6 protein-coding genes and 1 pseudogene are annotated in these 6,033 nt (G+C 70.3%); 6 read left to right on the plus strand and 1 reads right to left on the minus strand.

All coding sequences use genetic code 11. From position 1 onward, the window contains the following. Nucleotides 1–4: 4 nt before the first annotated feature. The gene (locus tag AB0N90_RS36190; RefSeq protein WP_365203547.1) at nucleotides 5–1,801 is read left to right on the plus strand and encodes an alpha/beta hydrolase; all 1,797 of its coding nucleotides are present in this window, start codon (nucleotides 5–7) and stop codon (nucleotides 1,799–1,801) included. 98 nt (nucleotides 1,802–1,899) lie between these two features. After that, nucleotides 1,900–2,400 (plus strand): hypothetical protein, encoded by a 501-nt coding sequence (locus tag AB0N90_RS36195; protein ID WP_365203549.1) that lies wholly within the window; start codon nucleotides 1,900–1,902, stop codon nucleotides 2,398–2,400. Between the two features lie 27 nt (nucleotides 2,401–2,427). Here the strand turns inward: AB0N90_RS36195 and AB0N90_RS36200 are convergent, their stop codons facing one another. Beyond that, entirely contained in the window at nucleotides 2,428–3,645 is a 1,218-nt protein-coding gene (locus tag AB0N90_RS36200; protein ID WP_365203551.1) for an MFS transporter, read from the minus strand. 62 nt (nucleotides 3,646–3,707) lie between these two features. On the opposite strand from AB0N90_RS36200, the gene AB0N90_RS36205 reads away from it, so the two are divergent. The 4 genes and pseudogenes from AB0N90_RS36205 to AB0N90_RS36220 all read left to right on the plus strand — a co-directional run. Then, on the plus strand, nucleotides 3,708–4,067 hold the full coding sequence (locus AB0N90_RS36205; RefSeq protein ID WP_365203553.1) for a MerR family transcriptional regulator: 360 nt from the start codon (nucleotides 3,708–3,710) through the stop codon (nucleotides 4,065–4,067). 195 nt (nucleotides 4,068–4,262) lie between these two features. Then, entirely contained in the window at nucleotides 4,263–4,916 is a 654-nt protein-coding gene (locus tag AB0N90_RS36210) for a carbonic anhydrase (protein ID WP_365203554.1), read from the plus strand. Nucleotides 4,917–5,032: 116 nt separating this feature from the next. After that, entirely contained in the window at nucleotides 5,033–5,476 is a 444-nt protein-coding gene (locus AB0N90_RS36215; protein WP_361673828.1) for a hypothetical protein, read from the plus strand. Nucleotides 5,477–5,881: 405 nt separating this feature from the next. Further along, nucleotides 5,882–6,033, plus strand: a pseudogene (locus AB0N90_RS36220) (UDP-N-acetylglucosamine--N-acetylmuramyl-(pentapeptide) pyrophosphoryl-undecaprenol N-acetylglucosamine transferase); the annotation flags it as partial.

Below are 6,033 nucleotides of genomic sequence, written 5' to 3' on the forward strand. Positions count from 1 at the left end.
GAACATGCCCACATGGCGGCAACTGCGCGACGCGAAGCTGACGGAGTACGAGGACGCGGCGGACGGCTGGAGCTTGGTCAGCAACCGGGCCGACGCCGCGCGCATCCGGACCGACCAAGAGATGGCCGGCCCGCTCCGTGCCACGCAGAAGGGTGAGGCGCAGACTTCGGCCGAGCGGGATCTGACCCGGCTGAGCCGGAACTACCAGTACATCTACGGCGAATGCGGCCTCGTGCGTACGACCCTGAGCGCTCTCGCGTCCGAACTGTCCGGCGCCCAGAAGAAGCTGAAGCAGGCCCTTGACGACGCGGCCGGTCTCACATTCACGGTCAACGAGGACGGATCGGTCGAGTACCCGGTGAGCACCGAGCTTCCCATGGCTCCCGGCGCCTCCTCCGGCACCGGAACCGCCAGACCTGGGGCCCCGGTCCCGTACCTGCCTGGCGTGGGCGAGGCGAACGGCGACCCCAACAAGGGGAAGGCCGAGGACATCGCCGAGCGCATCTCGCAGGCGGTGAACAGCGCTGTCGAGATCGACAACCGGTATGCCAGGATCCTGCGCGAACTGAAGGCGCCGGACGGCTTGGCCGTCACCGACGACATGCTCGTGGACGAGGCCCGTGACATGGGCGACGTCCAGAAGGCAGTCGGGACCTACCTCGACAAGGGCAGCATCCCGCACGGCAAGTCCCCGGCTGACAACAAGAAGTGGTGGGAAGACCTCACGCAGGAGCAGCGTGAGGCGTACGCGACGCTCTACCCGGCTGAGATCGGTGCGCTCGACGGGCTCCCCACCGTGGTCCGTGACTCCGCCAATCGGATCGTGCTGAACGAGGCCCACGCGCAGGTCAAGCACGACCTCGCGGCGCTGGGCCCGGAGCCGCCCAAGACAAGGCTCGACGCGGGCGGGAGGACCCAGAGCAACCCGGCGTGGAACATATGGAACGCCAAGGGCGGCACGCGGTTCCAGAACCAGCTCAAGGGCATGGCCGCCGTCGAGTCCCGCTTCGACCAGACCGGCGTCGCCGGCCTGCCTCCGGCCTACCTGCTGGGCTTCGACCTCAAGGGCAACGGACACGTCGTCCTGGCCAACGGCAACCCGGACACGGCGGACAACACGGCGGTCTATGTACCGGGGACGAAGTCGAAGCTTGCGGGGGCCGGAGGGGACATCGGGCGCATGACGCGGATGTGGAAAGCAGCCAACAACATCTCACCCGGCCAGTCCACGTCAACGATCACTTGGATCGGATACGACGCCCCACAGAGCATCGCCCCCGAGGCCATGGAGAAACACTGGGCCTACGAGGGCGCACCCAAGCTCAACAATTTCCTCGACGGCCTGCAGACGTCCCAGGGCGGCCCGGAAGCCAGCCACACCACCGTCATCGGCCACAGCTACGGATCCACTACCGTGGGCGCCGCGTCCAAGGCCCCTGGGCACTTCGCGGCCGATGACATCGTCGTGGCGGGCAGCCCCGGCATGCTGGTCGGCGACGCGAGCGATCTGGACGTCGGCAAGAAGCACGTCTGGTCCGAGGCCGCAGGCGACGACGCAGTCCCGCTGGGCGGCAAGATCGCCCATCTCGGCGGCTACAAGTGGGGCGTCCAGACCTGGAACGGGATTCCGTACGACGCCGGGCCGATCCAGACGGTCCCGTCCGACGAGGCATTCGATGCCCACAGGATGCACGTGGATACCAGCGGTCATAGCGGTTACTGGAATGAGGGATCGGACAGCCTCATGAACCAGGCGGCGGTGGTTGTCGGCCGCTATAACCATGTCCAGGAGGACAATTGATTCCCCGCTCCCCTTGCCGCCGCTCCCGGGGCAATCGGCTCGGCATCGCGGTTGCTGTCACTGCCCTCTCCCTCATCGGAACAGGTTGCTCGAACACCATGGATCACCCAGCAGACGCCGCGGCGACGCACGAGATGACCGGAGCGAAGCCCACCGTCCTCGACGTGGACAAAGCCCGGGAAAAGGCGAAGGCCGTGTCCAGTCAGATCTACGACTTGATCGACATCCCCTCCGCCAAGGTCACCGAGCCTGGCCCGAGCATCGTCCCCTGCGACCAGGACCCCGAGCACCTCTACAAAACCGAGCACCCGTGGTCGGTCTACGACGTCCCCGAGGACGAGCTGAAGGCAGGCTTCCAGCGGTTGCGGGACGGCCTTCCCGGGAAGGGGTGGAAAACCTGGCGGTACGGCCCGAACAAGAGTCGCGCCAAGGCCCTCGAACTCACGTCGGACTCCACGGCCGAGCCCTTCTCCGTGGACGCTCAACTCTGGGTGTCGAGCTCGACAGCCGGCCATGAGAAGGAACCGATGATTGTGATCACCATCGTCTCCGGCTGCTGGCGGGCCCCCAAGGGCACGGATCTCAGTACCCAGTACTGATCAGAGTGAGGTGCCCGCACCTCGCCCTCAGGATGCCGTCCTCCCAGGCCCGGGACGCTCCGCAGGGAAGCCGTGCGCACGCGCCGCGAGGACGACGGCCAGGACGGGGGCCAGCAGGGCGAGCACGCTCCACGGGAAGGAACCGGCGCCGAGGGCGTCGAGCAGCAGACCGCCGGCCGCGCCGCCGCCGGCCATGGCCGAGTTCCACGTGGTGACCAGCAGCGCCTGCGCCCGGTCGCCCCCGGCGTCGGTGACCGCGGTCTGGAGCAAGGCGCCCATGCCGCCCCAGCCGAGCCCCCACAGCACCATCGCGCCGTACACCGCGAAGGCGTTGCCTGCCGCTACGAGCAGCAGTACGGCCGCCACCAGGAAGAGCACGGTGCCCGCGACGGTCAGACCCCGCAGTCGGCGGTCGACCAGGGCGCCGGTGACGAGGATGCTCAGCACGGACGCGATGCCGAAGACCAGCAGCACGAGATCGCGGGAGCCGCCCATGCCGTGCCGGTCGAGGAAGGCGGAGATGTAGGTGTAGAGGATGTTGTGCGCCAGGACATAGGCGGCGACCACGAACAGCACCGGGAGCACACCGGGCAGCCGGAGCGCGCCGAGGATCGACGCGCTCCGTCCGGGCCGCCGGCCGGGGTGGTCCGGCACCGAGACGGTGATCCAGCCGAGCAGCAGCACGCAGACCAGGGCCGTCAGACCGAAGGTCGCCCGCCAGCCGATCGCCGCCCCGAGGAAGGTGCCGACGGGGATGCCCACGGAGAGCGCGAGCGGGACCCCGCCCATGGTGATCGCGATGGCCCTGCCCACCAGCTGCGGGGGCGCCAGCCGGCGTGCGTAGCCGACGAGTTCGGCCCAGATCACGGCCGCGGCCACCCCGGCGGCCAGCCGGAAGGCCATGGTCAGCAGATAGCTGGAGGACACGGCGGTGACGGCGTTCGCGACGGTGATGGTCAGGACCGCGAGCAGCAGCAGCCGCTTGCGGCGCCAGGTCGCGGTGGCCAGGGACACGGGGATCGCGGAGAGGCCGGTGGCGAGCGCGTAGACCGTCAGGGTCTGGCCCGCCGCGGCCTCGCTGACGGAGAGGCCGCGGGCCATCTCCGGCAGGACGCCGGCGGGCAGCGCCTCGGTGAGGATGGCCAGGAAGGCCGCCGCGGCCAGCGCGAGCAGCGCCGAAAGGGGGAGTTTGGCGGCGGGGGTTGGCAGAACAGCGGTGTGCGGGGATGCCTGAGACGTTGACATGACTGTTAGGGTTCAACCCTCACATCTATGTGAAGGTCAAGCCGGTCCGAGGGGACGACGTCATGCGCATCGGGGAACTGGCCGAACGCACCGGCACACCGCGCCGGATGCTGCGCTACTACGAGGAGCAGGGGCTGCTCGCCTCGGACCGCTCCGCGAACGGCTACCGGGAGTACGGCGAGCCCAGCGTGGACCGGGTCCTGCAGATCAGGGGACTGCTCGACTCCGGACTGCCGACCCGCGTCATCAAGCAGATCCTGCCCTGCCTCAAGAATCCCCGGGCGATCCATGTCACGGACGCCACGCCCGAGACGATGGCGACGCTGGAGCGCGAGCGGGACCGGATGACCCAGCGCATCGAGTGCCTGCTACGCAGCCGGGACGCCATCTCCGACTATGTCGAGGCCGTCCGCGTGAATTAGACGCGCGGCGCGTCGGAGGTTTCCTGCGACGACGCCGTTCAAGATGCCGCCGTTCAGGACGACGCCGTTCAAGAGGCGGTATCCGGGCGGCGATGATCCGGCGCGGAAACGGCCAAGTGTCGTTAAATCGCCACCCTGAGTGATGACTCGCGTGCCTACGGTGAACACTACTGGCACGAACACCGAGGAAGCGTCATGGCCACCCCCCACCGGGCCTTACGGACGCCGACCGCGCCCGCTCCCCGTCCGCCCTGTCCTCCCTTTCCCTCGCTCGTCCCCCCACCCGGCGCGGACGAGCCACGGCCCACCGCGGCCGCCGTCCTGGACGAACTCCTCGCCGGCAACGCCCGCTGCACCGGTGGCCTCCCACGGCAGCCGTACGTCCGTCCCACCGGGCGGCGGCCGTGCGCGGTGGTCATCGGCTGTGTGGACGCGCCCGTACCGCCGGAGCTGGTCCTGGACCAGCCGCTCGGGGAGCTGCTGTGCGTCCGCACGGCCGGGCTGGTCCTGGACGAGGCCGTGCTCGGGTCCGTGCAGTACGGCGTGCAGGAACTCGGCGCGCCGCTCGTGCTGGTCCTCGGACACGAGCGGTGCGCCGCGGTGGCCGCCACGCTGGAGCGGCTGCGCACCGGGGCGCCGGTGCCGGGCCATCTGGAGCTGCTGGTGGAGGAGATCGCCCCCGCCGCCCGCCGCACCCGGAACCGGCCCGGCGACTGGGCGGAGCACACCCTGCGGGCCCAGACCGCCTGGGTGCGGGACGCGATCCGGGCCGACCCGGCCTTCGGGACGGCGCAGGTGGTGGCCGCACGGGTGGACGCGGGGTCGGGGCTGGTGTCGCTGCTGCCCTGAGTCCTCCCCGAGGCCACTCCGAGTCCGCCCTGAGCCCGCCCTGAGGGGTTCACACCACCTCAAGAGGGGGGCTTTCCCCAGTGCGGTGGGGGCCCGGCGTTTTCTAGGGTGAGGGCATGAGCGCACGTGACCCGCAGGACGTCGGACTCAAGGGCGACGCCGAGCTGCGGAAGGACCTCGACGCGACCGTCCGGGCCCGCCGGGATCTGGGGGACGACTATGACTCCGCCCTGGTCGAATCCTTCCTGGAGAAGGTCGAGCAGCGGCTCGACGGCGCGGTGGACCGGCGGGTGCGGCGGCAGGTGGCCGAGCAGCAGATGGCCGCCGCGCGCGGCGCCGCCGGACGCCGGAACCCGGTGGACTCCTGGGGCGAGCGGTACGGCTTCGCCCTGCTCACCCTGGTCCTCGCCGTCCCGCTGTCCGCGATCGCCGGCGCCCTCGCCGGACTCGCCGGAATGGTGGCCACCTGGATCGGGATCGTCGGGGTCAACGCGACCCAGGCGATACGCCAGCACCCCGAACTGCTGTCGGGGCGGCGCCGCTCCGCCGGAGACGAATAGCCCCGGCTCCCCGCGCACGGAAAAGTTTCGCGCGGGGACCGCCGCACCCCCGTTGCCGGGGGGCGGGACGACGGCGGTCCCCGCGGGGGACACGGGCCGGGTCAGGGCCGGGCCCGCATCCTTGGCGTCCATGGAGGTCCGGGAGCCGCTCCGGAGGTCCGTGACGCCGACAACCCCTAATCTGCCGGACGCGTGTTAAGACGGTGCTGCGTGCACGTGACACCCTCGTACCACTTGCGCGGCGATTCGAACGCCCCTGGTCACCGCGAGTTCGCCGAGGTCACGGGCTCGCAGCCGGGGCATCGGCAGTTCTGGCGTGGATTCGCGGGAGGGCGAGGTGGGCGGGGCGGCTCACCCACTACCGTGGCAGCTCGCCCGATCCCTGTTTCGCCGAGGAGCAGCCCGATGCACAGCGCGCCTTTCCGTCTTGTCGTCACGGGCGGCGGTACCGGTGGACACACATATCCCGCGCTGACCGCGGTGCGCACGCTGAAGGCCCGGCTCGCCGCCGAGGGACGGGCGCTCGAAGTCCTGTGGATCGGGACGGCCGACGGCCT

The organism is Streptomyces sp. NPDC093018 (genome assembly GCF_040684035.1).
Classification (GTDB): domain Bacteria; phylum Actinomycetota; class Actinomycetes; order Streptomycetales; family Streptomycetaceae; genus Streptomyces; species Streptomyces murinus.